General features: G+C 61.9%; 19 protein-coding genes and 1 pseudogene. 9 read left to right on the top strand and 11 right to left on the bottom strand.

The window, feature by feature from the left end:
* Nucleotides 1–701: 701 nt before the first annotated feature.
* The gene (locus KGA97_RS23075; protein ID WP_008042563.1) at nucleotides 702–2,465 is read right to left on the bottom strand and encodes an L-lactate permease; all 1,764 of its coding nucleotides are present in this window, start codon (nucleotides 2,463–2,465) and stop codon (nucleotides 702–704) included.
* 182 nt (nucleotides 2,466–2,647) lie between these two features.
* Here KGA97_RS23075 and KGA97_RS23080 point away from each other — a divergent pair, with 182 nt between their 5' ends.
* The 5 genes from KGA97_RS23080 (at nucleotide 2,648) to KGA97_RS23100 (ending at nucleotide 8,706) form a co-directional block, all read left to right on the top strand.
* Entirely contained in the window at nucleotides 2,648–2,884 is a 237-nt protein-coding gene (locus tag KGA97_RS23080) for a hypothetical protein (RefSeq protein WP_032832733.1), read from the top strand.
* A 90-nt stretch (nucleotides 2,885–2,974) separates the two neighbouring features.
* Entirely contained in the window at nucleotides 2,975–3,592 is a 618-nt protein-coding gene (gene lexA / locus KGA97_RS23085) for a transcriptional repressor LexA (RefSeq protein WP_008034491.1), read from the top strand.
* Complete coding sequence (gene imuA, locus KGA97_RS23090) at nucleotides 3,592–4,209, top strand: translesion DNA synthesis-associated protein ImuA (RefSeq protein ID WP_192227399.1); 618 nt, start codon at nucleotides 3,592–3,594, stop codon at nucleotides 4,207–4,209. The genes lexA and imuA overlap by 1 nt, the downstream gene beginning before the upstream one ends.
* A gap of 7 nt (nucleotides 4,210–4,216) precedes the next feature.
* The gene (locus KGA97_RS23095) at nucleotides 4,217–5,632 is read left to right on the top strand and encodes a Y-family DNA polymerase (protein WP_223481568.1); all 1,416 of its coding nucleotides are present in this window, start codon (nucleotides 4,217–4,219) and stop codon (nucleotides 5,630–5,632) included.
* Nucleotides 5,608–8,706 carry an error-prone DNA polymerase gene (locus KGA97_RS23100; RefSeq protein WP_223481569.1) on the top strand — a complete coding sequence of 1,033 codons (3,099 nt, stop codon included), beginning with the start codon at nucleotides 5,608–5,610 and terminating at the stop codon, nucleotides 8,704–8,706. Before KGA97_RS23095 ends, KGA97_RS23100 begins: the two co-directional genes overlap by 25 nt.
* A 213-nt stretch (nucleotides 8,707–8,919) precedes the next feature.
* Here the strand turns inward: KGA97_RS23100 and KGA97_RS23105 are convergent, their stop codons facing one another.
* The 7 genes and pseudogenes from KGA97_RS23105 to KGA97_RS23135 form a co-directional block, all read right to left on the bottom strand.
* Nucleotides 8,920–9,582, bottom strand: coding sequence for a flavin reductase family protein (locus KGA97_RS23105; protein WP_223452372.1), 663 nt, complete (start codon nucleotides 9,580–9,582; stop codon nucleotides 8,920–8,922).
* Nucleotides 9,583–9,594: 12 nt separating this feature from the next.
* On the bottom strand, nucleotides 9,595–11,082 hold the full coding sequence (locus KGA97_RS23110; protein ID WP_223481570.1) for an amidohydrolase family protein: 1,488 nt from the start codon (nucleotides 11,080–11,082) through the stop codon (nucleotides 9,595–9,597).
* Nucleotides 11,079–12,275, bottom strand: coding sequence for an amidohydrolase family protein (locus KGA97_RS23115; protein ID WP_223481571.1), 1,197 nt, complete (start codon nucleotides 12,273–12,275; stop codon nucleotides 11,079–11,081). Before KGA97_RS23115 ends, KGA97_RS23110 begins: the two co-directional genes overlap by 4 nt.
* 131 nt (nucleotides 12,276–12,406) lie before the next feature.
* The gene (locus KGA97_RS23120) at nucleotides 12,407–13,459 is read right to left on the bottom strand and encodes an extracellular solute-binding protein (RefSeq protein ID WP_223481572.1); all 1,053 of its coding nucleotides are present in this window, start codon (nucleotides 13,457–13,459) and stop codon (nucleotides 12,407–12,409) included.
* 20 nt (nucleotides 13,460–13,479) lie between these two features.
* The gene (locus tag KGA97_RS23125) at nucleotides 13,480–14,268 is read right to left on the bottom strand and encodes an ABC transporter permease (RefSeq protein ID WP_008031524.1); all 789 of its coding nucleotides are present in this window, start codon (nucleotides 14,266–14,268) and stop codon (nucleotides 13,480–13,482) included.
* Nucleotides 14,265–15,182: pseudogene (locus tag KGA97_RS23130) on the bottom strand (ABC transporter permease). The gene KGA97_RS23125 and the pseudogene KGA97_RS23130 overlap by 4 nt, the downstream one beginning before the upstream one ends.
* A gap of 1 nt (nucleotide 15,183) precedes the next feature.
* Nucleotides 15,184–16,269, bottom strand: a complete 1,086-nt coding sequence (locus KGA97_RS23135) for an ABC transporter ATP-binding protein (RefSeq protein ID WP_008031528.1) — start codon at nucleotides 16,267–16,269, stop codon at nucleotides 15,184–15,186.
* A gap of 140 nt (nucleotides 16,270–16,409) precedes the next feature.
* On the opposite strand from KGA97_RS23135, the gene KGA97_RS23140 reads away from it, so the two are divergent.
* The 4 genes from KGA97_RS23140 (at nucleotide 16,410) to KGA97_RS23155 (ending at nucleotide 22,621) form a co-directional block, all read left to right on the top strand.
* Nucleotides 16,410–17,099 carry a GntR family transcriptional regulator gene (locus KGA97_RS23140; RefSeq protein ID WP_008031530.1) on the top strand — a complete coding sequence of 230 codons (690 nt, stop codon included), beginning with the start codon at nucleotides 16,410–16,412 and terminating at the stop codon, nucleotides 17,097–17,099.
* 295 nt (nucleotides 17,100–17,394) lie between these two features.
* On the top strand, nucleotides 17,395–19,458 hold the full coding sequence (locus tag KGA97_RS23145) for a PAS domain-containing sensor histidine kinase (RefSeq protein WP_223481573.1): 2,064 nt from the start codon (nucleotides 17,395–17,397) through the stop codon (nucleotides 19,456–19,458).
* Between the two features lie 167 nt (nucleotides 19,459–19,625).
* Entirely contained in the window at nucleotides 19,626–22,259 is a 2,634-nt protein-coding gene (locus tag KGA97_RS23150; RefSeq protein ID WP_223481574.1) for an excinuclease ABC subunit UvrA, read from the top strand.
* A gap of 128 nt (nucleotides 22,260–22,387) precedes the next feature.
* Nucleotides 22,388–22,621, top strand: coding sequence for a hypothetical protein (locus tag KGA97_RS23155; RefSeq protein WP_008031536.1), 234 nt, complete (start codon nucleotides 22,388–22,390; stop codon nucleotides 22,619–22,621).
* Between the two features lie 188 nt (nucleotides 22,622–22,809).
* Here KGA97_RS23155 and KGA97_RS23160 read toward each other — a convergent pair whose 3' ends face one another.
* From KGA97_RS23160 to KGA97_RS23170, 3 genes are all read right to left on the bottom strand, one after another.
* The gene (locus KGA97_RS23160) at nucleotides 22,810–23,910 is read right to left on the bottom strand and encodes an SMP-30/gluconolactonase/LRE family protein (RefSeq protein ID WP_207286599.1); all 1,101 of its coding nucleotides are present in this window, start codon (nucleotides 23,908–23,910) and stop codon (nucleotides 22,810–22,812) included.
* Nucleotides 23,907–25,046 carry an SRPBCC family protein gene (locus tag KGA97_RS23165; RefSeq protein WP_223481575.1) on the bottom strand — a complete coding sequence of 380 codons (1,140 nt, stop codon included), beginning with the start codon at nucleotides 25,044–25,046 and terminating at the stop codon, nucleotides 23,907–23,909. The genes KGA97_RS23160 and KGA97_RS23165 overlap by 4 nt, the downstream gene beginning before the upstream one ends.
* Nucleotides 25,047–25,152: 106 nt before the next feature.
* Complete coding sequence (locus tag KGA97_RS23170; RefSeq protein ID WP_008031541.1) at nucleotides 25,153–26,016, bottom strand: LysR family transcriptional regulator; 864 nt, start codon at nucleotides 26,014–26,016, stop codon at nucleotides 25,153–25,155.
* Between the last annotated feature and the right edge of the window lie 312 nt (nucleotides 26,017–26,328).

The following is a 26,328-nucleotide window of genomic DNA, read 5'->3' on the forward strand; positions in this document are numbered from 1 at the left end:
GCGATCGGCCATCCTTGGCCGTGCGCGGCTAACCCGGCATCCATGCCGGGTTGCCCACTGCGCAGAACCTCCACTCGGCCTCTCGAGGGGGCGTGTACCTCAAAAGCCAGATCAAAAGCGGAAGGCGAGCTAACGCTCGGCCTGATGAGTGGTGAAAATCAAAAGCACACACGATTCCCTGTAGGAGCGAGGCTTGCCCGCGAAAAACGCCCAGACACCGCGTTCATTCAGACAGCCCTCGTTATCGTTGACGTCCATCGCTGGCAAGCCAGCTCCTACAATTTTGAATCGTGTGAACCCAATCCTCGTGTAGGAGCCGGCTTGCTGGCGATAGCGGTGAGTCAGTCAACGTATGTATTGGCTGGACAGACGCCATCGCCAGCAAGCCGGCTCCTACAGGGGGAATGTGCAAACATCCAAAATTAGTGCAGCCACCACAATGTGGGAGTGTGCACACGGCCAAAGAGCCAGGTCGGCTTTCAGGCCGCCTCGGCGGCTGTGGCGGTAGCCGCCCCCGGCCATGGATGGCCGATGGCGGCGGGCCCACGGAGCAGGACCGGAGCGAGGGCATGGCGAGCATTAGCGAGCCACCGAACGAAAGGGGCAAGAGCCCTTGGTTACTTGGGGCTTTTCCAAGTGACTCGCTGTAAGAGCGAAACCGCCAGCAGCCATCACCGCAGAAACGGATATGCCCCCAGCGCTCAATGCCCACCCACCACCATATGACTAAACGGTGCCACATAAGCCTGCAACGTCACCAACCCCCCCACCAGAATCGCCAGAATGACGGAATGGAAGAACACATAACGCAGAATTTCCCCCTCATGCCCATACCAACGCGTAGCAGTGGAAGCCACCACGATCGACTGCGCATCGACCATCTTGCCCATGACCCCACCGGAACTGTTGGCAGCAGCCATCAACACCGGACTAAGCCCCAGTTGCTCAGCCGTCACCCGTTGCAGCCCGCCGAACAGCACGTTGGACGCCGTGTCCGACCCAGTCAGCGCCACACCGAGCCAGCCGAGCAAGGTGCCAAACATCGGGTAAAAGATGCCCGTCGCAGCGAACGCCAGGCCCATGGTCGCGTCCAGCCCCGAATAGCGGGTGAGGAAGCCCAGCGCGAGCATCGCGACGATGGTAATCAGCGAGTAACGCACGACCCAGATCGTGCGCAGATAGTGTTTGACCAACTGCGGGATGGAGTAACCCATCAACAGTCCGCCAAAGATCGCCGCCAGCAAAATGCCGCTGCCGGTGCTGGTCAGCCAGGTGAACTTGTAGACCGCGTCCTCGGTTTTAGGCGCAGGCACCACCGGCGGGACCTTTTCGATTTGCTGGTGGATCGTGCCGAAGGTGACGACCGGCGCAAAGATCGGGTTCGCTTCGCGCAGCGGTTTGCCTTGCGGATCGAGCTTGGCTGAGTGGGTCACGGGATCAATCGCCGGGCGGGTATCGAACAGGTTTTTGAAGCCTTGGGTACCCCAGGCGAACACAAACACCGTGAGGATGATCCACGGCATCCACGCGCGCATGACTGCAGGCTTGGCGTCGCTGGCGAAGGTCGCGCTGGCGATGGGTTTCTCGTCATGCTCTTCGGCTATTTTGGAGTTGTCGACGCGCCCGGACAGCGCGGCGGAGGTGTGCACGGTCGCGGGTTTCCACACCTTGAGAAAACCGGTGAGGCAGGCCATGGAAATCAGCGCGGCGATCACGTCCACCAGCATCGGCCCGTGATAGTTGGAAACCAGGAACTGCGGCACGGCGAAACTGACCCCGGCGACCAGGATGGCCGGCCAGATTTCCAGCATCTTGCGCCACCCGGCAAAGGCCCAGATCAACCAGAACGGCACGATCACCGAGAAAAACGGCAATTGCCGGCCGACCATCATCGACAGTTCCATTTCGTCCAGGCCGGTCACTTTGGCCAGGGTAATGATCGGCGTACCGAGGGCGCCGAACGCCACGGGCGCGGTGTTGGCAATCAACGCCAGGCCCGACGCCGCCAGCGGCGAGAAGCCCAGGCCAATCAGAATCGCGCCGGTCACCGCCACGGGTGTGCCGAAACCGGCAGCCCCTTCGAAGAAGGCACCGAAGCAGAAGGCAATCAGCAGCAGTTGCAGGCGGCGATCGTCGGTAATGCGCGCCAGCGAGTCCTGCAACACTTTGAATGAGCCGTTCTCGGTGGTCAGTCGGTGCAGGAAGATGATGTTCAGCACAATCCAGCCGATCGGCAGCAAGCCGTTGGCGGCGCCGTAAAGGGCGGCCGAGCCTGCCATGTTCGCCGGCATGCCGAAGGCGAAAATCGCGATGACCAGCGCTGAGGCGAGGGCGAGCAAGGCCGCCAGATGGGCCTTGATGTGGAAAAAGGCCAGGGCTGCGAGCATCACCACGACCGGCACAGCGGCCATGATGGTTGAAATGACCGGGTTGCCGAACGGATCGTAGATTTGCTGCCAGACCATGTTCCACCTCTGCTTTTTATTGTTGGGATTGCAGACCCCGAGGGGGCGGTGGCTTGTAGTATAGGTGGCATTACGCCGCTGTCTTGTGCCCCATAAATCACGCCTTTTGGCGGATGGGTCGAACTTGAAACAGGGACGGCAGATCGCCTTTACTGGATTCAATCACCCGGAGGAACGCGATGATGACTGAGCGCCACATGGTTCATACGGAAACGCTGTCGAACGATTGCAGCATCAAGGTCAAGGCCGAGATCCTGCGAGACGGTTCGTTGGGAATGTTCATCGGGGTATACCGACCCGATGGCTCTGCCATTGAGGAGAATGATCACCCGGCGTTGCATTTTCTCGACATGGAGGCCGCGATGGAGTGGGGGATCGAGAAAGCCAAGGATATCGGCAATGGCCAGCGGACGTTGTAGGGCCTGACTCCGGATGTGCGGTATGCCGGGCCCCGTGATAAAGGGGAGCTGACTGGCGGGCCTTGCCATAAAAAAGTCAAAAGAGTACAAATGTACTCCATGACGACTTTAACTCCCCGCCGTACTGCCATCCTGACGTTTATCCGTGATCGAATCGCGGAGCACGGTCAGTCCCCGAGCCTCGCTGAAATCAGCGAGGCCTTTGGTTTTGCCTCCCGCAGCGTGGCGCGCAAGCATGTGCTGGCGCTGACCGAAGCCGGTTTTATCGAGGTCAATCCGCATCAGGCCCGAGGCATTCGTTTGCTCGGGCAACCGGCGCGCCCCGAGCTGCTGGACATTCCGGTCCTCGGCCGGGTGGCGGCGGGGGCGCCGATCGGTGCCGATGCCGAGGTGCACAGCCGCTTGCTGCTCGACCCGTCGATCTTCTCCCGGGTGCCGGATTACATGCTGCGGGTCCAGGGTGATTCGATGATCGAGGACGGCATCCTCGATGGCGACCTGGTGGGCGTGCATCGCAATCCCGAAGCGCTCAATGGCCAGATCGTCGTGGCGCGGCTTGATGGCGAAGTCACCATCAAGCGTTTCGAGCGGGTCGGCGATGCGGTGCGCCTGTTGCCGCGCAACCCGGCCTATAAGCCGATCATCGTCGAGGCCGATCAGGACCTGGCCATCGAAGGGGTGTTCTGCGGTCTGGTGAGGCAAGGGTGATGGGCGCCGTCGTTGCGCTGGACACGCTGTTCAATGGCGGCCAGGTCTGGAAGGGTCGGCCTGCGCCACCAACGGTCAGCCCGCAACCCACCGGGCATGTGGCGCTGGATGCGGCGTTGCCCACTGGCGGCTGGCCGGAAGCGGCGCTGACCGAAATCCTCCTGGCCGGGCAGGGCGTCGGCGAGTTGCAACTGGTGTGGCCGGCGCTGGCGCGGTTGTCGGCGGCGGGTGAGCGCATCGTGCTGGTGGCGCCACCGTACGTGCCGTATCCGCAAGCCTGGCAGAACGCCGGGGTTGATCTGCGCCAGTTGTCGATCATCCAGGCCAGCGAGCGTGATGCGCTGTGGGCGGCGGAACAATGCCTGCGTTCGGGCAGTTGCGGCGCAGTGCTGTGCTGGCCGCACAAGGCGGATGACCGCGCCTTGCGGCGCTTGCAGGTGGCGGCGGAAACCGGTTCGACCCTGGCATTCGCCTACCGCTCGATCCATGAAGCGATCAACCCGTCACCGGCCGCGCTGCGCATCGCCATCGATGCCAGGCCTGCGCAATTGCGCGTGCTCAAGTGCCGGGGCGGGTTGGCCCGCTCGGCGCCGATTGCCTTCCCTGTGGGGCATTGAGGTTGCCATGCGCTGGGTGTGCATTCTCTTCCCGCAATTGGCGCTGGACGCGGTACTGCGTCAGCGCCCCGATCCCGATGAGCCGCTGGCGCTGCTGACTGGTCCGGCGCAGCGTCGGGTGTTGCAGGCGGTCAACGCTTCGGCGCGGGCGCTGGGCTTGCGCCCCGGCATGTCGATGACTGCCGCGCAGGCCTTGAGCAAAGACTTTGTCACGGCGGAATACGACGCCGCCGAGATCGAGCACTGGCAGCAGTTTCTCGCGGCCTGGGCCTACCGCTTCAGCTCCCAGGTCAGCGTGCATTACCCACGTGCGGTGGTGTTTGAGATCGAGTCCAGCCTGGGATTGTTTGGCGACTGGCCGCAATTCGAAGCGCGCTTGCGCACCGAACTCGGCGAACTGGGCTTTCGCCATCGGATTGTTGCCGCGCCCAACCCGGTGGCGGCGCGGGTATTGGCCAATGCGTATGACGGTCTGGTGGTGCCGGACGCTCAAGCCTTGCAGCATCATCTGGGGCAATTGCCTGTCGACCGGATCGCTCTGGAGCCAGCGGTGGCCACGGCGTTGTCGCGCATGGGGTTGCGCACTTTGAGCCAGGTGCAGGCGTTACCGCGACAGAGTCTGGCGCGGCGTTTCGAGGCCCAGGTGCTCAAGCACCTGGACGCGCTGTCTGGCGAACGACGGCTGGCGCTGGCGTTCTACCTGCCGCCGGACCGCTTCGATGTGCGCATCGAGCTCAATTTCGACGTGCAATCCCATCAGGCGCTGCTGTTTCCGTTACGCCGGCTGACCGGCGATCTGTCGGCGTTCCTGTGTGGTCGCGACAGCGGTGTGCAGCGTTTTGACCTGCACCTGGAACATGCCGGCTTGCCGGACAGCGTGATCAAGGTCGGCCTGCTCAGCGCCGAGCGCGATCCGGCGATGCTCTTCGAACTGGCCCGAGGGCGGCTGGAACAGGTTCAGGTCGAGGCGCCGGTGCGCGGGTTTCGTTTGCGCGCCGAAGACTTGCCGGCCTTCGTTCCGCAGTATCAGGAACTGTTCGATGATCGCCCGCAGCAGTCCTTGCCCTGGGAGCAACTGCGCGAACGCTTGCGCGCGCGGCTGGGGGATGACGCGGTGCAGGGCTTGCGGTTCCAGGCCGATCACCGGCCGGAGTGCGCGTGGCAGGCCAGTGCCGAGAGCCAGCGCTGCGCGGTGATGCCTGGCGTGCAGCGTCCGGGCTGGTTGCTGACGGAACCGCAAGCGGTACACGAAGGTTCGACGCACATCCTCATGGGCCCGGAGCGTATCGAGTCCGGTTGGTGGGACGGCGCCGATGTGCGCCGCGACTACTACCTGATCGAAACCCGTTCCGGACAACAGGGCTGGGCCTATCGTACGGTCGGTGAGGACGGCCCGTTGTGGTTGCAGGGCTGGTTCGCATGAGCATTGATTATGCCGAGCTGCACTGCCTGTCGAACTTCAGTTTCCAGCGTGGCGCCTCCAGCGCCCTCGAACTTTTTCAGCGGGCGAAAAAACTGGGCTATCAGGCGCTGGCGATCACCGACGAATGCACGCTGGCGGGCATTGTCCGCGCTTGGCAAGCGGCCAAATCCGTGGAACTGCCGCTGATCATCGGCAGCGAAGTGCGCATCGAGAACGGTCCGAAACTGGTGCTGCTGGTGGAGAGCCTTGAGGGCTACCAAAACCTGTGCCGGCTGATTACCCGGGCGCGGCGTCGTTCGCACAAAGGCCGGTATCAGGTGCTGCGGGAGGATTTCAGCGAGCCTTTGCCGGGGCTGTTGGCGTTGTGGGTGCCGGATGCGCCGGATGATTTTCAAACCGGTCACTGGCTGAAGCAAACCTTCGCCGAGCGCCTGTGGCTGGCGGTCCAGTTACATCGCGGCCAGGACGATACCGGGCGATTGAGTGCGTTGATGACGTTGGCAAGGGAGCTGCGAATCCCGGCAGTGGCCAGCGGCGATGTGCACATGCACACGCGCGGGCGGCGCGCCTTGCAGGACACCATGACTGCAATCCGTCATCACCTGCCGGTGGCCGAGGCCGGGTTGCGCCTGCACCCCAATGGCGAACGGCACCTGCGCAGCCTCGACGTGTTGCAATCGATCTACCCGCAAGCATTGCTCGATGAAACCTTGACCATCGCCCGGCGTTGCACCTTTGATCTTGGCCAGTTGCGATATCAGTATCCCCGCGAGCTGGTGCCCGAAGGCCAGACGGCCTCGTCCTGGTTGCGTCATTTGACCGAAGAGGGGATCACATGGCGCTGGCCGAAAGGCCCGCAAGCCAAGGTGCTCAAACAGATCGACAAGGAACTGGAGCTGATTGCCGAACTGGGCTACGAAAGTTACTTCCTGACGGTTCACGACATCGTCCGGTTTGCTCGTGAGCAAAAAATCCTCTGTCAGGGCCGTGGTTCAGCCGCCAACTCTGCGGTGTGTTATGCCTTGGGAATCACGGAAATCGATCCGGATCGCACCACGCTGTTGTTCGAGCGCTTTCTCTCCAAAGAGCGCAACGAGCCGCCGGACATCGACGTCGATTTCGAGCACGAGCGACGCGAAGAAGTCTTGCAGTACGTGTTCCAGCGTTATGGCCGGACTCGTGCGGCGCTGACGGCGGTGGTCAGCACCTACCACGCGGCCGGCGCGGTACGCGATGTGGCCAAGGCGTTGGGTTTGCCGCCGGACCAGATCAATGCCCTGGCCGATTGCTGCGGCCACTGGAGTGATGAAACACCACCAGTGGAGCGCCTGCGTGAAGGCGGTTTCGATCCCGAGAGCCCGGTGTTGCGCCGGGTGCTGAGCCTGACCGGGCAACTGATCGGTTTCCCCCGGCACCTGTCCCAGCACCCGGGCGGTTTCGTCATTTCCGAGCAACCGCTGGACAGTCTGGTGCCGGTGGAAAACGCCGCCATGGCCGAGCGCACCATCATCCAGTGGGACAAGGACGATCTGGACGCGGTCGGTTTGCTCAAGGTCGATATTCTTGCGCTGGGCATGCTCAGCGCCATCCGCCGCTGCTTTGATCTGCTGCGACGGCACCGCAACCTTGATTTAAGCCTGGCGACGATCCCGTCCGAAGACCCGCAAACCTACGACATGATTGGTCATGCGGACACCATCGGCGTGTTCCAGATCGAATCCCGGGCGCAGATGTCGATGCTGCCGAGGCTTAAACCCCGGAATTTTTATGACCTGGTGATCGAAGTGGCGATCGTCAGGCCGGGGCCGATCCAGGGTGGCATGGTGCATCCGTACCTGCGACGGCGGAACAAACAGGAGCCCGAGACTTACCCGTCTCCAGAACTGGAAGCGGTACTCAAGCGCACGCTCGGCGTACCGCTGTTCCAGGAACAGGTGATGCAGATCGCCATCGTTGCTGCCGACTACAGCCCCGGTGAAGCCGATCAATTACGCCGTTCCATGGCCGCCTGGAAACGCCATGGCGGACTGGAACCACACAAGGATCGCCTGGCCGCCGGGATGAAGAAAAACGGCTACACACCCGAATTCGCCGCGCAGATTTTCGAGCAGATCAAAGGCTTCGGCAGCTACGGATTTCCCGAGTCCCACGCCGCCAGTTTTGCCTTGCTGACCTATGCCAGTTGCTGGTTGAAATGCCACGAACCGGCGGCCTTCGCCTGTGCGCTGATCAACAGCTGGCCCATGGGTTTCTACAGCCCGGACCAGATTCTGCAGGATGCGCGCAGGCATCATTTGCAGGTCCGCCCGGTGGACGTGCGCGCCAGTGACTGGGATTGCAGCCTCGAACCCGTCATCGGTGCGCAGCCGGCGATTCGCATGGGGCTGCGGATGATCAAGGGTTTTCGTGAAGACGATGCGCGGCGTATCGAAGCCGCGAGGTCCAAGGGGGCGTTTATCGATATCGCCGACCTCGGCGAACGGGCGCGGCTCGATGCCCGTGCGCAGGAGCAATTGGCCGATGCCGGCGCGTTGCGTGGGCTGGCCGGTGATCGTCATCGAGCACGCTGGGAAGTGGCGGGGGTGCAGAAGCAATTGGGCTTGTTCGCCGGTTTGCCGAGCCAGGAAGAGGACGCGGTGGCATTGCCCAAACCCACGGTGGGCGAAGACCTGCTGGCGGATTACAACAGTCTCGGCACCACCCTCGGCCCGCATCCACTGGCCTTGTTGCGGGGTGAGTTGAAAGCCCGGCGCTGTCGCAGTTCGCGGGAGTTGCTGGACGTCGAGCATGGCCGCCCGGTCAGCGTCGCCGGGCTGGTGACCGGTCGGCAGCGTCCGGGCACGGCCAGTGGCGTGACTTTCGTCACCCTTGAAGACGAGTTCGGCAACGTCAACGTGGTGGTCTGGCGCGACCTGGCCGACCGGCAACGGCAGGTGTTGGTCGGCTCGCAGTTGCTCAAGGTCGACGGGCGCTGGGAGAAGGAAGGCGAGGTGCGGCATTTGATTGCCGGACGCTTGAGCGACCTGAGTCCGCTACTGGATGGCATCAACGTACGCAGCCGGGATTTCCACTGAAGTAATCACACCTGTAGGAGCCGGCTTGCCGGCGATGGCGTCATCACGGCCACCACCGCTTCGCCAGCAAGCTGGCTCCTACATGATTGTGGGTATGCCGTTAATATTTCGCACAACACCGAACCTGTAGGAGCCGGCTTGCTGGCGATGGCGTCATAACGGCCACCACCGCTTCGCCAGCAAGCCGGCTCCTACAGGTGTGTGATTCTCTGACTATTTAGCCTCTGGCCAAAACCGCTCGCCACCGCCCGGCGCATCCGTCCACGCTTGCAACGACCGGGTCGGCAAATCGAAATAATCCCGCGTACGCGCGTACCCATGCCCACCCATTCGCCCGATCGCATCGAGCCCCAATTGATCGATGTACAGGGTTTTCGGGTCGATCAGTTCATCCCGCACATGCGCCATCAGCACTTCGCCGAAGATGATTTCCCGCGACTGCCCGATGGACAACGCCATCATCCGTCGGCATTCCAGCGCCACGGGCGCCTCGCCGATCCGCGGGCATTTGACCGTGGTGCCGGGAATCGCAGTGAGTCCGGCGGCGGTCAGTTCGTCGAACCCGGGAGCGAAAGGCACGGCGCAGACATTCATCGCTTCCACCAGCGCATCACTGACGATATTGACGGTGAATTCCTGATTGAGCTGGATATTGCGCGTGGTGTCCTTGGGGCTCTGGTCCCCATAGTTTTCCACGCCCAGTGCGAGGATCGGCGGGTCGGCGGACAGCGCATTGAAGAAGCTGAACGGCGCGGCGTTGATCCGACCTTCGCCATCAACCGTGGTGACCAGCGCGATGGGCCGAGGCACCACGCTGCCGATCAGAATCTTGTATTTGTCCCGCGCACTGAGGGTGCTGAAGTCGAAGCTTTGCATGGGCAGAAATCTCTAAGGAAGGGGATCAATCGCACTCAGCGGTGCCTGTGCGCTGTAGTCATCGGCGAACGGGATGGCCGGTTTGAACAGGCTTTTCCAGTCCGGTCGGCCGAAGGCCCGGTCGCTGTGGCTGCGCATCAGTGTTTCGAATTGTCGTTGGGCTTGGCGTTGCAGGGCGGGGTAGTCGACACCTTGAACCTGTCCGTCCTGCATCACGCAGCGGCCATCGATGTAGCTGGCGATGCAGTCGTCACCGCGTCCGGCCAGCACCAGGTTTTTCAAGGGGTCGAACAGCGGCCCGAGGTGCAGGCCGCGAAGGCTGAATACCGTGATGTCGGCCTTGGCTCCCGGTGCCAGACGACCGATGTCGTCACGCCCCAATGCCTTGGCGCCCCCGAGCGTGGCCGCGTTGTAAAAATCCAGGGCACTGGTCAGTGAACTGCCGCCCTCCATCAAGCGAGCGATGTTCAACCCCTGACGCATGTTCTCCAGCAGGTCCGCCGGCCAGGTGTCGGTGCCCAGCGCAAAGTTGATGCCCTTGGCCCGATAGCGTCCGAACGAGTTCAGCGCTTCGCCGTCCCGGGCAAACACCACCGGGCAATGCACCAGGTTCGCGCCGCCATCCACCAGCCGTTGCAGGTCTGCATCACCCTGGGTGTAAATGCCGTGGGGCAGCAGGCTGCGCGGGGTCAGCAGGTTCAACTGCTCCAGCCAGGCCAGCGGCGAAACGCCCCGCAACTGCTCGACCATCGCCACTTCGCCGAGCCCCTGACAGCAATGCAAGCGCATCGGCGCATTCAGCTCGCGACTCAGTGCGGCAGTGCGTTGCAACAGCGCCGGGGTGCAGGTCTGGATGCGATCCGGCAGCAGCGCGCCGCGAATCAAACCGTCATGTGCACCGTCGAAATCCTGGAAAAAACGGGCCGCAGCGTCGAGCCCGGCCAGGCCCCGCGCTTCATCCCAGTGATGCCCGAGGCGGCCATCGGCGCGCCAATAACTCATGCCACTCATGTAGCAGGGCCCGAGGTAAGTCCGCAGTCCCAGCTCGGCCGCCACGCCGGCCACCGCAGCAAATTCGTCGTAGGTCTCGGCCCACTCGCGGTAATACATTGAGGTGATCGGCATGGCGGTGGTGATGCCATTACGGATCAGTTGCGTGAAGGCGTAGCGGTATTTGAAAACCTCTTCATCCGCGCTGTAACTCTCCCGCGGACCTGCCGCCAGATAGTCCTCGGACCACATCCGCCCCATGTCGCGTTCATCGCCGTTGTCCAGCGTCAGCACCGTGGAATCGAGGTCACCGAGTGCATCCAGATCGATGAAGCCGGGACCGATCAGCGCGTTGCCGTAATCGACCCATTGATCCACCGGCCCCGAATAACCACGCCCGACAAACACAATGCGCGAGCCCTCGAACACCACTTCGCCGTCGCGCCACAGCACATGCTGCGTGCCGTCGAAGCCGACCACGCAGCTGCTTTTCAGGGCGATGCGCTTCACAACCGGCTTTCCAGCAGTCGACCACCCGCGGCAATCAGCTCGCCGCGCCGATAGACCTGTCGCAGCGGCCGCGACACCACGGCTTCACCCAGCGTCTGCACCGGCATCAACAGGAAGTCCGCCGGTTGACCGAGCTCCACGCCATAATCCTCGCAGCCCAACGCCAGCGCACCATTCACCGTCGCCGCTGCAAACGCCGCCGCCAGTTCCTCGTCCTTGTTCAAGTCGAAACGGAACGCCAGCAGCATCGCCCGTTCCAGCATGTCGCCGTTACCCATGGGCGACCAGGCGTCGCGGATGCCGTCCGAACCCAGGCACACGTTCACCCCGGCCTCGCGCAACGCCAGGAACGGCGGCACCGCGCAATCGGCCGGTGCCGAACTCATCAACGAAATGCCCAGCGCCGCCAAGCGTTCGGCCACGGGTTTGACCTGGCTCCAAGGCAACATCCCGAGGCAATAGGCGTGGCTGATCATCACTCGGCCATGGCGCCCGAAATGCTCGGTGTAATCGGCGATCAGCGCGATTTGCCACAGGCCCAGTTCACCTTTGTCGTGCAGGTGAATATCGACACCACGGTCGAATTCGCTGGCCAGTTTGAACACGAAATCCAGTTGGGCGACGGGGTCGTTGTCGATGCCGCACGGGTCGAGCCCCCCGACGTTTTCCACGCCCAGGGCCATGGCCTCGCGCATCAGCTCGGCGGTGCCGGGGCGGCTGATCAGGCCGGTTTGCGGGAATACCACCAGTTGCAGGTCGATCAGGTCGCGGTAGCGTTCGCGCAGTTGTTGCATGGCTTCGACATGACGCAGGCCGAAGTCAGGGTCGATGTCGACGTGGCAACGCATGGTCAGCGAACCACGGGCGATGCAGTTTTCCAGCAGGGCGCCGGCTCGCTCGGCGATGGGGCTGTCGATTTCACGCAGCACGCGGCGCTCGTTGGCGATGTAGTCCTTGAGCGTCGGCCCGGCGCTGTTCGGGCGCCAGGGTTGGCCCCAGAGGGTTTTGTCGAGGTGGACGTGGCTTTCCACCAGGGCCGGGGTGAGCAGTTGGTTCTGGCCGTCGATGTCGGTGGCATTCAGTGGTGCGGACGATGCCGGACGGCGTTGTTTGAACAGGCCGTTTTCGATCAGCAGGTCTTCAGCGGTGGAACCGTAGGGCCGCACGTTGCGCAGCCAGCGGGGGTGATTCATTGCATACCTCGCGTTTTGTGGTGTTTGGGCGGGCCTCATCGCGAGCAAGCCTCGCTCCTACAGGTCCTGCGCTGCTCTTGTAGGAGCGAGGCTTGCCCGCGAAGGCCGCAACTCGGTCTCAAGCCGAGCAATCAGCCCTTGAGCTTCGACCAGATCCGGTCCTGCAGCTCCCGCGCCTTGTTGCTGCACTCTTTCTCAGGGCGCAGGCGCGAGGCGAACTCGTCGGGCATGTTGATCGCGTCCATCACCCGCCATTTGGCGTCGATCAGCTTGTCGCTCTGAATGCCGTTGGCATAGGCGATTGCATTGGACACGGCGGCAGCGTTTTCCGGTTTCATCATCCAGTCGATGAAGATCTTCGCGTTGCCGGGGTGCGGGGCGCTTTTCGGTACGGCGAAGTTGTCCTGGAACATCGCCAGGCCTTCACGCGGATACACGTACTTGATGCTGCTCTTCTGCAACGTGGCCCGGGCGGTGGAGCCGTTCCAGTTCTGCATCATGATCACTTCACCAGAGGCCATGCGGTCGACGGTGTTGTCCGAGCTGTACATCTTCAGGAACGGTTTCTGCTTTTGCAGCAGTTCCAGAATGCGTTTGGCGTCCTGCGGGTTTTCGCTGCATTCGTCGACGTTCAGATAGTGGCTGGCGGCGTTGATCACGCTGCTGGAGGTGTCGAGCGCGGCGAGTTGGCCTTGCAGTTCCTTGCGTGGCTCGAAGAACTCCTTCCACGAATCGTCCAGTTTGCCGCCCGGCACGCGTGCGCTGTCATAGGAGAACCCGGTGGTGCCCCACAGGTACGGCGCCGAGAACTTGCGACCGGGGTCGAAGCTCGGGTCGCGGAACGCCGGTTTGACGTGCTGGAAATTGGGCAGGGTCGATGCGTCGATTTCCAGCAGCAGGTTCTGATTGATCAGCGTGCGCATGATCGACTGCGACGGCACGATCACGTCATACGCCGCACCACCGGCCTGCAATTTGGCCAGCAGGGTTTCGTTGCTGTCGTAACCGTCCATGGTGACCTTGATGCCGGTCTCCTTTTCGAATTTGGCCAGCAGGTCCACCGGGTAGTAATCGGTCCAGTTGTAGAAGAACAACTCCTTGGGCTCGGCGGCCTGGGCGCTGAACGCCGTGAAGCAACTCAGGGCCAGACCGGTGACGGCGAAACACATGTTTTTCAATTTCATGTTTTTGTGCGCTCCAGTATTTATTGGTTTTTGCCGCGCTGTCCCAGCCAGAAGGCCAGCACCACCAGCACGATGGAAATCACCAGCATCAGGGTCGAGATCGCATTGATCTCCGGCGTCACGCCGGCCTTGATCGCCGAGAAGATGTACACCGGCAAGGTCGTCGAACCCGGCCCGGCGACAAAGAACGTCATGATGAAATCGTCGAGGCTGACCACGAACGCCAGCACTGAACCGGACAACACCGCCGGCCACAGCAACGGCAACGTCACCCGGCGAAACACCTGCCACGGGTTGGCGTACAAATCGTTCGCCGCCTCCAGCAGGCTTTTGTCGAGATCATTGAGCCGCGCGCGAATCGGCAGGTACGCGAAGGGAATGCAGAAGCCGACGTGCGCGACAATCACCGTCAGCAAACCGAGCTTGATCCCCAGCGCCATGAACAGCAGCAGGGTGGCAACAGCGGTGACGATCTCCGGCAGGATCAGCGGCAGGTTGATCCCGCCCTCGACCATTTTCTGCCCGTAGAACGGCCGGTAAGTCGCCAGCGCCGCGAGCAGCGCAATGGCCGTGGCGCAGACCGTGGCGATGCTGGCGACGATGATCGAGTTCAGCGCTGCGGTCTGGATCGACGGGTTGGCCAGAATCCGCCCGTACCAGGCGAACGAAAACTCGGTCCACACCGTCGCCGAGCGGTTGGCGTTGAAGCTGTAGGCGATCAGCACGAAGATCGGTACGTACAGGTACGCGAGGATCAGCAGGCTGACTTCGCGGGTCAGCGGCAGTTTTTTCAGGTGCAGGGCGATCATGCAGTGGCTCCCCGACGTAGAGTTTTGGCGGCGCTGCGGCTATAGAGGGCGTAACCCACCAGCGACAGCAGCAGAATCCCCAACAACAGGAACGACAGCGAACTGCCCAGCGGCCAGTTGCGCGCGGTGCCGAATTGTTGCTGGATCAGGTTGCCGATCATCAGCGTCTTGCCGCCGCCGAGAATCGCCGGGGTGATGAAGGCGCCGAGGCTCGGCACGAACACCAGCAGCGCGCCGGCAATCACGCCGGGCATCGACAACGGCAGGATGATTCACTTCAGCGCGTGCCAGCGGTTGGCGCCCAGGTCGTAGGCTGCTTCCACCAGGCGCCAGTCGAGTTTTTCCAGGGTCGAATAGATCGGCAAAATCATGAACGGCAGGAAGCTATAAACCAGCCCGACGCTGACGGCGAAGTCGTTGTAGAGCAGGGTGATGCCGCCCGCCTGCGGGAACAGCGTGTTGAGGCTCTGCGCGACCCAACCGTGTTCACGCAGGATGATCAGCCACGCGTAGTTGCGGATCAGCAGGTTGGTCCAGAACGGAATGGTGATCAGCAAGACCATGAGGTTGCGCCGGCGCGGGGTCAGGCTCGACATCCACAACGCCACCGGGAAGCCGAACAGGAAACACAACAACGTCGTGCCGCCAGCCTGGAAAACCGAGCGCAACAAGGCCTGTGCGTAGACCCAGTTCAGCTCCAGTTCACCGTCGAATCCTTCCTGGAAAAACAGCTGCACGTAGCTTTGCAATTGCCAGTTGGCTTGCCAGTCGACGCCGCCGTAGACGTTGCGCGGCAACAGGCTGATGTAGCCCATGATGCCCAGCGGAATCGCGATCAGTGCCAGCAAAGTCAGAACCACCGGGCTGAGCAACAGTGCGCGGTTGAGAGTGGGGGAAGTGCTGCTGACGCTCATCTCAGGCCTCCATCAACAAGCAGGCGTGAGGCGGCAGATTGACCGCGACACGATCACCCACCACTCGGCCACGGTTCAGGCCTTCGTTGTTCTCGCGCAGCATGACCTTGATGTCATTGTTCAAGCGGCACTGATAAAGCGTCGCGGTGCCGACATACAACACCGCTTCGATCACCCCGCGCAGGTGATGAGGCTGCCCGACGTCGACCAGTTGCGAGCGCTCCGGGCGGAACGCCAGTTGCACGTTGTTGCCGTCGAAACCCTGGGCCGGGCAGGGGATCTCCACCGGCATGCCGCTGGGCACGAAGAGTTTTTCGTTCTGCTGGCCGCGCTTGAGATGACCGGGCAGGAAATTGATGTCGCCGATGAACTGGGCGACGAACTGATGCTGCGGCCGTTCGTAAATATCGTTGGGGGTGCCGATCTGCAGGATCTTGCCGGCGGACATCACGGCAATGCGGTCAGACAGGGTCAGGGCTTCTTCCTGATCGTGGGTGACGAAAATGAAGGTGATCCCGGCTTCCTTCTGCACGCGCTTGAGTTCGACCTGCATCTCTTTACGCAGCTTGAGGTCGAGCGCCGACAGGGGTTCGTCGAGCAGCAACACTTTCGGTTTTGGCGCCAGGGCGCGCGCCAGAGCCACGCGTTGTTGCTGGCCACCGGACAACTCGGCGGGTTTGCGTCTGGCCAGGTGTTGCATTTGCACCAGCGCCAGCATCTCATCGACACGCCGAGGAATAACCTTGTGATCAAGGCCCTGCATCTCGAGCCCGAAGGCGATATTCTGCGCGACGCTCATGTGCGGAAACAGCGCATAGCTCTGGAAGACGGTATTGACCCGGCGCTTGAACGGCGGCAGGTCGTTGACCGGTTCGCCGGCGAGACGGATCTCGCCATCGCTGACGTGTTCGAAACCGGCGATGGTGCGCAGCAGGGTGGTTTTGCCACAGCCGGACGGGCCGAGCAGGGTGAAGAATTCGTTGTCGGCAATGTCGACTGATACGTTGTCGAGGGCTGGAGCCAGCCCCGGATCGTCGGAATACCGCTTGGAGACGTTACGCACTTCGATTGCTATTGGTTGACCCATAATGGTGCAATCCTCTAATTATTGTATGCAATATCTGGATGCAATCTACAAATAACCGGATTAATCTGCTCGTGCAACCCCCTTTTTCAAAGGCTGCTCATCGCCTGGGGCCGGTTGTTTAGCGCTAAAGGAGTGTTGAGATGACCGAGAAGAAACTCGAGACCACGGTCGACCGCGTCTACCAAGGGGTTTACGAGGCGATCAGCAAGCGTTCGCTGCGTCCTGGCATGAAGCTTGGGGAGACTTCGCTGGCCGAACTTTTTAATGTCAGCCGAACGTCGGTTCGTGCCGCGCTCAAGCAATTGGAGGCGGATGGATTGGTGACGACCGAGCCCAATAAGGGTGCATCGGTGTCGTTGCCCAGCGATGAAGAGATCCGTTCGCTGTTTGAAACGCGACGCCTGATCGAGATCGGCATCGTCACCGAGCTCTGCCGGCGTCGTGACACCGCCGTGACCCGGGACCTGCGCGATCACCTGTTGCTCGAGGATGAAGCGCACCGCAACGGCGACCATGAACGGCTGATCCATCTGCTCGGCGAGTTCCACATCAAACTCGCGCAAAGCCTGAACAACCCGGTGTTGCTGGACTGGTTCCGCAAACTGATCTCCCGCGCCTCGCTGTACGCCGCCGCGCTGGACGACGACAGCCACGAAGCCTGCCGCGACGATGAGCACCTGCGCCTGATCGAGTACATCGAGGCCGGCAACCAGAGCGCCGCCATCGAACTGACCTGCATCCATTTGAACGGCATCGAGAAGGCGATCCTGGATGTCGCCGCCACGTTGAAGACGGGGTATCACCCGCTCAAACACCTGATTGAGGTTTGATCACAAAACTCAAACCTGACTTGGTACCTGTGGGAGCGAGCCTGCTCGCGATAGCGGTGTAACAGTCGATGAAGATGTCGAGTGTCACGCCCTCATCGCGAGCAGGCTCGCTCCCACAGGGATTTGTAGCAGCCGCAGATTCCCGGTCCCTGAGGGGACCGCGAGAATCAGCTAACCTCTATGAAACCATTGGCATCCGCAGTGCTCGAAACAAACGGGCGCCAATCACAGGACACAGAGCCAGTCGATGCAGTTTCTAGACGATAGCCACGGGTGTGCTGGATGGAACGGTGAAATGGCCGGACGCATCCGTGCGTTCGACTGGCGTCGCACTGAACTGGGAAGCCTGGAGACCTGGCCCGCCAGCCTGTGCAGCGCGGTGCAATTGCTGCTCGCGTCGCCGCTGCCGATGGTGATGCTCTGGGGCCGCCCCGGCTACATGATCTATAACGATGCGTACTCGTCGTTCGCCGGTGGCCGACATCCTTATCTGTTGGGCTCTCCGGTGGAGCTGGGCTGGCCGGAAGTCGCCGAATTCAATCGTCACGTAGTCGACACTTGCCTGGCGGGCGGCACGTTGTCCTATCGCAACAAAGAGCTGGTGCTGTTGCGCGACGGCGTCCCCGAAAACGTCTGGCTGGACCTCTATTACAGCCCGGTGGCGAATGACGAGGGGACGCCGGCCGGGGTCATGGCGATGGTGGTCGAAACCACGGAGCATGTGATCTCCGAACGCCGGCGCCAGGAGGCCGAAGACGCCTATCACGCCGACAATGAACGGGTGCGCCTGGCGTTGAACGCCGGTGCCTTGCTCGGCTCGTTCGTCTGGGACATCAAAGGCAATCGGCTCTCCGGCGATGAACGCTTTGCCCGGACCTTTTCCTTCCCGGCCGAGCATGACCTGGGCAACCTGCCAACGGAATTCGCCGAAGAGCGGATTCATCCCGACGACCGCAGTTGGGTCAATGAGCAAGTCAATCAATCCATCACCACCGGTGAACCTTTCAACGCCGAATATCGGGTCCTGCGTCCCGACGGCAGTTACCTGTGGGTGCAGGCCAGCGGTTGCTGCGAATTCGATGAGCAGGGTGAGCCGTTCCGCTTTCCCGGCGTGTTGATCGACATCCACGAACGCAAGACCGCCGAAGAGTCCCTGCTCAAATTCACCCGAAACCTGGAGCAGCGCGTCGCCGACGAAGTCGAAGCGCGGCTGGCGGCGGAAGAGCAACTGCGTCAGTCGCAGAAGCTCGAAGCCATTGGCGGTCTCACGGGGGGCGTGGCCCATGACTTCAATAACCTGCTGCAAGTGATCGCCGGCAACCTGCACCTGCTGGCGCGGCATGAACCGGACAATGCCAACGTGCAGCGTCGAGTCTCGGCGTCGATTGCGGCGGTGGAGCGGGGCGCGAAACTGTCTTCGCAATTGCTCGCTTTCGCCCGCCGTCAGCCGCTGTCGCCGGCGGTCTGCGACCCACGACAGATCTTCGAAGGCCTGGGCGAGCTGCTGCAACGGGCGTTGGGCGAAACCATCCAGATCGATGTGCGGTTGCCTCAAGCGTCGTGGCACATCAACGTCGATCGAAACCAACTGGAAAACGCCATTCTCAATCTCGCGATCAATGCCCGTGACGCCATGGCGGGCGAAGGCACCATCGAATTGAGCGCCGAGAACGTTACCCTCGACCGCAAGTTTTGCGCGGGCAAAGGTATTTCACCTGGCGATTACGTGCGTGTCGCCGTCGCGGATACCGGCCTCGGTATGCCACCGCAAGTGCTCGCGCAAGCGTTTGAACCGTTTTTCACCACCAAGGCCGATGGTCAGGGTACGGGGTTGGGGTTGAGCATGGTGTTCGGTTTCGTCAAACAGAGTGACGGGCACATCGAGATGTCCAGCGTCGAGGGGCAGGGCACGCGCGTGCAGTTGTATTTTCCACGCAGCCTGCGCCCGTTGCTCAGTGAAACAGCGACCCATGACACGCAGCAACGCGGTGGGCATGAAACCATTTTGGTGGTCGAGGACAATGAAGCGGTGCGCGCGTCGGCGGTGGAGTTATTGAGCGAGGAGGGCTATCAGGTCCTGACCGCCGCCAACGGTGATGCCGCCATGCAGATGTTGCTCGATGGCGTGGTGGTTCAGCTGATTTTCACCGACGTGGTCATGCCCGGCCTGATCAAAAGCTCGGACCTTGCCGCCTGGGCCAAAGTGCAAACGCCACCGGTGGCCGTACTGTTCACGTCCGGCCACACTCGTGACATTATTTCGCGCAATCACCAGCTCAGCCCTGATACCTTTTTGCTGAGCAAACCCTATGGTCCCGAGGCGCTGACCCGAATGGTCCGCACCGTCCTCAACGGCTGAACCCCGATCCAATTGTAGGAGCCGGCTTGCTGGCGATGGCGTCCTGCCAGCCGATAAAGATATCGCCTGACACACCGCTATCGCCGGCAAGCCGGCTCCTACAATTGGATCTGCGTAAATTCCTGGCAATGCGTTAATCCTTCGAACTTTTTGATCAAGGCCACCTGATGACTTCAAAGCGCACCTCCAATCCTCCTTCCGGCATGGTCAGGGTACGCGGGGCCCGTGAACACAACCTCAAGAACATCGACGTCGATATCCCCCGTGATGCGCTGGTGGTGTTCACCGGCGTCTCCGGTTCCGGCAAGTCATCCCTGGCGTTTTCGACCCTGTACGCCGAAGCGCAACGCCGTTATTTCGAATCCGTGGCGCCGTATGCGCGGCGTCTGATCGACCAGGTCGGTGTGCCGGATGTCGACTCCATCGAAGGCCTGCCGCCAGCGGTCGCCTTGCAACAACAACGGGGCACGCCGAGCACGCGGTCTTCGGTGGGCAGCGTGACCACGTTGTCGAGCCTGATCCGCATGCTGTATTCGCGCGCCGGCAGCTATCCGCCGGGGCAACCGATGCTCTACGCCGAAGACTTTTCACCGAACACGCCCCAGGGCGCCTGCCCTGAATGTCATGGTTTGGGCCGGGTCTATGAAGTCACCGAAGCGCTGATGGTCCCGGACCCGAGCCTGACCATTCGCCAGCGCGCGGTCGCTTCCTGGCCCACGGCGTGGCAAGGACAGAACCTGCGGGACATCCTCGTGACCATGGGCTACGACGTCGATAAACCCTGGCGCGACCTGCCGAAAAAGCTCCGTGACTGGATTCTTTTCACCGAAGAAACCCCGACCGTTCCGGTGTATGCCGGGCTCACACCCGAAGAAACCAAAGTCGCGCTCAAGCGCAACATGGAGCCGAGTTACCAGGGCACCTTCACCGGTGCCCGGCGCTACATCCTGCACACGTTCACCCACTCGCAAAGTGCGCTGATGAAGAAGCGCGTCTCGCAATTCATGCTCGGCAGCCCTTGCCCGCTGTGCGACGGCAAGCGCCTGAAGCGCGAGGCGTTGTCGGTGACCTTTGCCGGTTATGACATCGGCGAGTTGGCGCAAATGCCGTTGCTGCAAGTGGCCGACGTATTGAAACCAGTGGCGGCGCACAGTTACCTCGACCAGGCCGATGAGGCAGGCGAGGTCTTGACCCACGAGCAGACCTGCGAAGCCCGTGAGCAGCGAGTGGCCCACGGCGCCAGTGGTCACGCCCATGCACCGGATGTGCGCCACACGCCGAACCTGTCGGTGGAAAAACGCCTGGCCGCGCAACGCATCGCCCAGGATTTGCTGGAGCGGGTCAGCACGTTGACGGACCTGGGGCTCGGTTACCTGGCACTGGAGCGCAGCACGCCGACGTTGTCGTCCGGCGAGTTGCAGCGCCTGCGTCTGGCGACGCAATTGGGTTCGCAGTTGTTCGGGGTAATTTACGTGCTGGACGAACCGTCGGCCGGTCTGCACCCGGCGGATGGCGAAGCGCTGTTCGAAGCCCTGCAACGTTTGAAAGCGGCGGGCAATACGCTGTTTGTGGTCGAGCATGATCTGGAAACCATGCGCCGCGCCGACTGGCTGATCGATGTCGGGCCGGCGGCGGGCGAGCATGGCGGCCGGATTCTGTACAGCGGCCCACCGCAGGGCCTGGCCGACGTGACGCACTCGCAGACCCGCGCCTACCTGTTCGCCGATCAGGTCAGGCTGCCGCGAGCCAGCCGCAAGCCGGCCGATTGGCTACGGCTGGAAGGCATCACTCGCAACAACCTGAATAACCTCAGCGTCGAGTTTCCGCTGGGCTGTTTCACCTCGGTGACCGGTGTGTCGGGTTCCGGTAAATCAAGCCTGGTCAGTCAGGCATTGCTGGAACTGGTGGGCGCGCATCTCGGGCGCGCCGCCAATGACAGCGAGGCAGAAGAATTGAGCCTTGAGGACGATGCACCGCAAGTCAGTGGCGGTCAGGTCAGCGCAGGGCTGGAGTCGATCAAGCGGCTGGTGCAAGTCGATCAGAAGCCCATCGGCCGCACGCCGCGCTCTAACCTGGCGACTTACACCGGACTGTTCGACAACGTGCGCAAACTCTATGCCGCCACGCCCGAGGCGCAAGCCAAGGGCTACGACGCCGGTCAGTTCTCCTTCAACGTCGCCAAGGGTCGCTGCCCGACCTGCGAAGGCGAGGGTTTTGTCAGCGTCGAATTGCTGTTCATGCCCAGCGTCTACGCACCATGCCCGACTTGCCATGGCGCCCGCTACAACCCCGAGACGCTGGCGATTACCTGGCAGGGTTTGAGCATTGCGCAGGTATTGCAATTGACGGTGGATGAAGCGGTCGAAGTGTTTGCCGAGCAATCGGGTATTCGCCGCTCACTGGAAGTGCTGCGCGATATCGGCCTGGGTTACCTGCGGCTCGGCCAACCGGCGACCGAGTTGTCCGGCGGCGAAGCCCAGCGCATCAAACTGGCCACCGAACTGCAACGCAACCAGCGCGGGGCAACGCTTTACGTGCTTGACGAACCCACCACCGGGTTGCACCCGCGGGATGTCGATCGCTTGCTCGAACAGTTGAACACGCTGGTGACGGCGGGGCACACGGTGATCGTCGTCGAACATGAAATGCGCGTGGTAGCCCAAAGCGACTGGGTGATCGACATCGGGCCGGGGGCCGGGGATCAGGGTGGCAAGATTGTGGTGGCGGGCCCGCCGCAGAAAGTCGCCAGCAGCAAAAAAAGCCGGACCGCGCCGTTCCTCGCCAGAACCCTCAATACGTAGCGCCAGGACGACGAACGGACACCGCTGGTCTGATAGGCGGTCGACAGAACCCGCCAACCGAGGCCATTCTGATAGTTGGTGAACGCAATCGATCGCGTTTGCTGCCGATCAACAAACGGAGGTGTTCCATGCCGGTGCCACACGACCTTTATCAGGATTTGAAACTTTCAAAGGAAGATATCCAGCAAAAACGCACCAAGGATCCGTTACTGGATTCACTGATCAACAAGTATTCGCAGGCGGATGCCGAAGTGGTGAAGGCAGAGCAGGCCAAGTCCAGCGATGACTCAGTGAAGAAGCTCAAGGAGAAGCGCTTTCAGGTCAAGGAGAAGATCGTCCAACAGCTTCAGGTCCCGTCCTGACGTGTCGCTCCCGAAAGGAAACCGACAACGCAGAACCCCATAGCGAAATGGATCCCCGTTAACTTTTGAACGACACCGAACCTGTAGGAGCCAGCTTGCTGGCGATAGCGGTGTGTCATCCACCAATAGCGTTCGATGACACACCGCTATCGTCGGAGCGCCGCCCGCAGCAAGCCGGCTCCTACAGGTTAATTGGGTGCTTGGGGCAACGCGGTGGCGAGCGGCAATCGCACCATGTGTCTGGCCTTCAACGAGCCGAAATACAACCACTCCCCATATTCACGCACCGTGGTGATCGGTGAGTAGTTGCCGCTGCTGCCATCCTGCAGATTGGCGATCACCTTTCCCTCCAGATCCAGTCCCAGGACAAACCCGCGTTTCTCTATGGGTTTGGGCAGGACCGTCATCGCCCGCACAATCATCTTGCGCACGAAGGGATGCGGCGCCGTGGCATCGAGCAGGGCGTTGCGCGGTGCATACAGCGCCACCCAGAAACGGTCCCGGCCATTGAACGCCAGGTTGTCCGGCAAGCCCGGCAAGTTGTCGATAAACAGATCGTGGGTGCCAGCCTTGGGGCCGCTCAGCCAGTAACGGCTGATGCGATAGGCGCCGGTCTCGTTCACCAGCACAAAGGCATCGTCCGGGCCCAGCGTCACGCCGTTGGCAAACTCCAGCTTATCCAGCAGGACCGTGGTTTTACCGGTCTGGAAGTCATAACGCAGCAAGCGACCGTCGCCGCCATGCTCGATGATCGCGTCGCCATCGCTGCCATAGCCGAAGCGGCTGGAAGCATCGCTGAAATAGGCGTAGTGCCCCGACTTGTCGATGACCACGTCATCAGTGAAGCCGAAGGGCACGCTGTTGGCCTCTGTGGTCAATGGAATCAAGCGACCCTGGGCGTCCAGCGACAGCAAGCCCTTGATCCCGTCGGCGATCACCAGCAAACCATTGGGGTGACGCGCCAGGCCCAGCGGTCGGCCGCCGGTATCGGCCAGCACCTTGGTGGCTTCGCCGTCGAGGCTGGTGCGGATCAGACGGCCGTCATGCAGGCCCGTAATGAGCGCATTGTTCTCCAGCAGCAACGCTTCCGGCCCGTCGATATCCGCCGCGCCGACACGCTCCACACCTTTGAGGCGTTGATTGTCGGCGTAGGGGCCGCTGGTGAGGGACGGTGCCGGCGGCGGAGTCCAGGCCACCGGTTGCACCTTGGTCGGCATCAGCAGCAGAAAGGCCGCGATGGCCACGATCACCAACAACACGACATGACGAAACTTGACGGTTCGACTCACGCGTTGGCTCCTGCGGCGGCCAGGTGTTTGTGCGCCATCTCGCGCAAGGCCTGCATCGATGCCGCCGATTCACGGTCAATGCGCCGCTTGAGCAACAGTCGATTGGCGATGCGCATTGCCAGGCCGCTGAACTGATAATCCAGGGTACGGACAAACCGCGTGCCATCGCCCTCGGCCGTGCATTCGTAAGTCACCACCAGCGACAGTCCATTGTCACCATGAGCCCGCGCGATCCAGCGGCGACCGGGCAGGTACTCGTCGACCACCCAGCTCAGATGCCCCTCGCGCCCGCCGGCGCGGATGTCTTCCTCGAACCGCGCCCCGGCATGCAGCGAGCCGCCCGGGCCATCGACCTTGAGCGACGACGGGTGCCATTCGGGCCAACGGGTCACGGTGCTGGCGTAGGCGAGCACCTCAATCGGGTTGCCGGCAATGTTGATCTGATGCTGCATGCTGGTCATGGGCGCTCTCGTCAGGTAGGTCGGCTCGGGCTCCCAATAGAGCGTGCCGAACAGGTAGTCCATCAGCGGAAAAACGATGTTGAAGTTGCGTTCCTGCATCAACTCGCGGCGGTGATGCAGCTCATGCAGACGGCGCATCTGGCGGATCCACGGCAAGCGTGTGACCGGGTTCTCGGGCGGCAGGTGCTCGCAGGCATGAAACACTTCATAAGTCAGGTAACCAAGGACCAGGCAACCACCGAACAGCCCGGCGACGTTGGCATCGAATTGTTCAAGCAGCCACCAGACGGGCAGGGTAATGACGAGCGTGTGAACCACGATCAGCCACGCCGGAAACAGGATTACCCGCCAGTCACGGGCGCTGTCGTAGGTCATGTGCCCGGGCGCAAAGAAGCTGTGATGGTCTCCGGCGTGACGGGCATAGAACATCCGCGCGAAGCTCTTTTTGTGATGCCCCAGGTGGCGATGCACCATGTACACGCCAAAGTTGAAGAACAATAACGTCAGCGGCACCGCCAGCCATTCCAGCGGTTGCACCTGGTGCACGGTGCTCCAGAACAACCCGATGGCCAGCAAACCGAACAGCAGCACAAAGGCACCGTGCAACCAGGGGTTGTAGAGGGGATTAATGTCAGCGCGATAGCGGTTGCGAAAAGCCTCGGTGGTCTGCCTCACTGCGGTCACCTGTGGTTATTGTTGTCCCAGCAGATTAGACGATCCCGCCGTGCAAGGCGGGCCGAAGCTTGAGGACACAAACGCCATGATCCGGTGTAAAGCGGACTCAGGTCAGCGGGTTCCAGCGCTGCGACCAGTCTTCATCGGACTGGATGACTTGACGCAGCAGGTCGAAGGCCCGTTGCAGGGTCGCCGAGTCGCGGTCGCGGGAATAGACCAGGTAGGTCGGGTAGCTGAACTCCGGGGCCTTGGGCACCTGTTCCAGTACGCCGCTTTCCAGATAACTCTGCACCACGCGGGTACGGAAATAGCCACTGCCGCCGTTTTCAAGGATGTATTGCAAGCCCAGTGGGCCGAGGTTGAAGCTCAGGGCAGCCTTGGCTTTTTCCGGTAGGGCCGCGTCGTGCTGGCGACGGAAATCCGGGCCCCAGTCAATGTAGACATAGGGATCGGGTTTACCGGGAAACCGCACGAGGACCAGTTTTTCCTCCAGCACCTGTTCGACTTGCAGGCGCGGCCAATACTCCGGCTGGTAGACCAGCGCCGCGTCCAACACCCCCAGTTCCAGTTGGCGCAGCAGGTTTTCGCCGTCGCGGATCTCCATGCGCAGCGCGTGGCTGGGAATCTTCTCCCGCAGCTCGCCGGCCCAGCTGAGCATCAGCGGGTTGCACAGGCTGACTTCGCCACCGATGTGCAATACGTCGTGGTAACCCTCAGGCAGTGGCAAGTCCCGTCGCGCGGCGTCCCAGGTTTCGACCAGTTGATTGGCGTACACCACAAATGCTTCGCCGTTCGGGGTCAGACGGGCGCCGGCGCGGTTGCGCACGAACAGTGTGCTGCCCAGTTGGCTTTCGAGTTTCTGCACGCGTGCGGTGATCGCGGTCTGGGTGACGTGGAGTTTTTCAGCGGCCGCGGCGAGGCTGCCGTGGCGGACGATTTCCAGAAAGGTGCGGGCGAGGTCGATGTCCATGGGGTGGCCGGTGCGGGAGGTGTGGGCATTGTAAACGGATACTGTGGGGGTCTCATTTTTTGATTGGGTGTATATCCGTTGTTGGGGTAACGGCGGCTATTGGTTTCGCCCTTACGGCGAGTCACTTTGGAAAAGCCCCAAAGTAACCAAAGGGCTCTTGCCCCTTTCGTTCGGTGCCTCGCCTAGGCTCGGCATGCCCTCGCTCCGGTCCTGCTCAGTGGGCCCGCCGCCATCGGCCATCCATGGCCGGGGGCGGCTAACCCGGCATCCATGCCGGGTTGCCCACTGCGCAGAACCTCCACTCGGCCTCTC

The sequence above is a fragment of the Pseudomonas sp. BF-B-15 genome (assembly GCF_019946675.1).
Lineage (GTDB): Bacteria > Pseudomonadota > Gammaproteobacteria > Pseudomonadales > Pseudomonadaceae > Aquipseudomonas > Aquipseudomonas migulae.

What these genes read in the sequence shown, in the direction of transcription:
- KGA97_RS23075 (WP_008042563.1), bottom strand. Translation starts at nt 2,465, where the DNA reads ATGGTCTGGCAGCAAATCTACGATCCGTTCGGCAACCCGGTCATTTCA.
- KGA97_RS23080 (WP_032832733.1), top strand. Translation starts at nt 2,648, where the DNA reads ATGACTGAGCGCCACATGGTTCATACGGAAACGCTGTCGAACGATTGC.
- lexA (WP_008034491.1), top strand. Translation starts at nt 2,975, where the DNA reads ATGTACTCCATGACGACTTTAACTCCCCGCCGTACTGCCATCCTGACG.
- imuA (WP_192227399.1), top strand. Translation starts at nt 3,592, where the DNA reads ATGGGCGCCGTCGTTGCGCTGGACACGCTGTTCAATGGCGGCCAGGTC.
- KGA97_RS23095 (WP_223481568.1), top strand. Translation starts at nt 4,217, where the DNA reads ATGCGCTGGGTGTGCATTCTCTTCCCGCAATTGGCGCTGGACGCGGTA.
- KGA97_RS23105 (WP_223452372.1), bottom strand. Translation starts at nt 9,582, where the DNA reads ATGCAAAGCTTCGACTTCAGCACCCTCAGTGCGCGGGACAAATACAAG.
- KGA97_RS23115 (WP_223481571.1), bottom strand. Translation starts at nt 12,275, where the DNA reads ATGAATCACCCCCGCTGGCTGCGCAACGTGCGGCCCTACGGTTCCACC.
- KGA97_RS23120 (WP_223481572.1), bottom strand. Translation starts at nt 13,459, where the DNA reads ATGAAATTGAAAAACATGTGTTTCGCCGTCACCGGTCTGGCCCTGAGT.
- KGA97_RS23125 (WP_008031524.1), bottom strand. Translation starts at nt 14,268, where the DNA reads ATGATCGCCCTGCACCTGAAAAAACTGCCGCTGACCCGCGAAGTCAGC.
- KGA97_RS23135 (WP_008031528.1), bottom strand. Translation starts at nt 16,269, where the DNA reads ATGGGTCAACCAATAGCAATCGAAGTGCGTAACGTCTCCAAGCGGTAT.
- KGA97_RS23140 (WP_008031530.1), top strand. Translation starts at nt 16,410, where the DNA reads ATGACCGAGAAGAAACTCGAGACCACGGTCGACCGCGTCTACCAAGGG.
- KGA97_RS23145 (WP_223481573.1), top strand. Translation starts at nt 17,395, where the DNA reads ATGGCCGGACGCATCCGTGCGTTCGACTGGCGTCGCACTGAACTGGGA.
- KGA97_RS23150 (WP_223481574.1), top strand. Translation starts at nt 19,626, where the DNA reads ATGACTTCAAAGCGCACCTCCAATCCTCCTTCCGGCATGGTCAGGGTA.
- KGA97_RS23155 (WP_008031536.1), top strand. Translation starts at nt 22,388, where the DNA reads ATGCCGGTGCCACACGACCTTTATCAGGATTTGAAACTTTCAAAGGAA.
- KGA97_RS23170 (WP_008031541.1), bottom strand. Translation starts at nt 26,016, where the DNA reads ATGGACATCGACCTCGCCCGCACCTTTCTGGAAATCGTCCGCCACGGC.